Here is a 1,471-nt window from a genome sequence, read left to right on the forward strand (position 1 = left end):
TCTATATGAACGCTTCCCCATTTGCTAGGACATCGTCAAGTATTTTCAAACATGGTTAGGTGGCAGCTCTATATTCGGTCTACATTGGCAGACTCCCTGCCGACCCTAATGATTTCCGCAGCCTTATTCCTCATTCTCCTAGCGAGCTTATTGCTCTTATGAGCATTCAGGTTTTATAAGGCTTGGTCTGACCTGTTTGTCATTACTCTTTGATGCACCTTGGCAAACTTTCAGCGAACATCCTATGTTAGTTTTAGTTGGTAACCAGCTTTGTTTAACAAGGCTGATATTGGGTTTGATTGGCAACCAATGCCCAAACGGTTCGAGCTATCTTATTAGCTAATGCTACTGTCACGACATTTTTCGGTCTTCTTGTCTGCAAAGACTCAAGCCATCCATTTTTTTCTTTACAGTGTGTCATTGCCGATCTCGCTCCGTGGATAAGAAGTGTGCGTAAATAGACATCTCCTCGCTTGCTGATACCGTGCAATTGCACTCGTCCTCCTGTTCCCGTTTGTCGTGGAACCATGCCTATCCACGCTGCAAACTCTCGGCTTGACTTGAACGCTGATGCATCACCCATTGAAGCGATAAGGGCTGTCGCAGTCAGTGGACCAATTCCTGGGATCTTAGCAATGCGCTGACAATCTTCATTGTGTTTAAACCAACTTTGTATTTGCTTTTCCAATTGTTTAATGTCTTCGTCCAGCTGAGTTAATCGTTCCACTTGAACTTGTAAGGCACACATAAAGGCACTTGGCGTATCCTCTTCCAGTTTTGCTAAACAATCAGGCAACCTCTCCTTGAATGCTTGCTTTCCTTTCGGCATCACCAGACCAAACTCCGTCAACAGCCCACGTATCGAGTTGATTTGTGCCGTTCTGTGTTTAACCAGTAATTCTCGCATTCGGTGAATGCTCAGAATCGCTTGCTGCTCCTCAGTTTTTACCGCGATGAACTTCATGCCTGGTTGCTGCATTGCCGTCCAAATAGCCCGAGCGTCTACCACATCATTTTTATTGCCACCATACACGAAAGGTTTAACTTTCTTCGCTGGCAACAGCTTCACGGTATGCCCCATTTCCTTGAACAATCTTCCCCAATGGTGAGCGCCCCCGCAAGCCTCCATTCCAATCATTGATGGTTGCTGATTAGCAAAGTACTGAACAAAATCTTTGCGCTTCACTTTATCGGAGTGGATTTCACCGGTTTCTTGATCGACCCAGTGAATTTGAAAGACTTGTTTTGCGATATCAATGCCAAATACGTTACTGTTCATGTTGGATACTCCCAATGTCGATAGTTCACTAGATTGAACCATACTGGGCACTTTGATGCCGTGACCGGGAGTATCCTTCCTCGCCAATTGAATCATCGTTAGCCTCCGTAGGTTGGGGAAGCGTTCATATCATTCTCCTTGCTGATGTTGAGTTGATGCTTTTTTCATCGTTGTTACCCGTTATAGCACGCT

General features: G+C 45.1%; 1 protein-coding gene. It reads right to left on the reverse strand.

The genetic code is table 11. The features are described from left to right. Nucleotides 1-274 precede the first annotated feature (274 nt). Nucleotides 275-1,279: an IS110 family transposase gene (locus tag KIO97_RS26045; protein ID WP_104038741.1), complete on the reverse strand. Its 1,005-nt coding sequence runs from the start codon at nt 1,277-1,279 to the stop codon at nt 275-277. Nucleotides 1,280-1,471: the final 192 nt, after the last annotated feature.

This window comes from Vibrio sp. B181a, from assembly GCF_030248375.1.
Lineage (GTDB): Bacteria > Pseudomonadota > Gammaproteobacteria > Enterobacterales > Vibrionaceae > Vibrio > Vibrio campbellii.

Bases quoted from the DNA above. Each gene is read 5' to 3' on its own strand.
- KIO97_RS26045 (WP_104038741.1), bottom strand. From the start codon at position 1,279: ATGAACAGTAACGTATTTGGCATTGATATCGCAAAACAAGTCTTTCAA.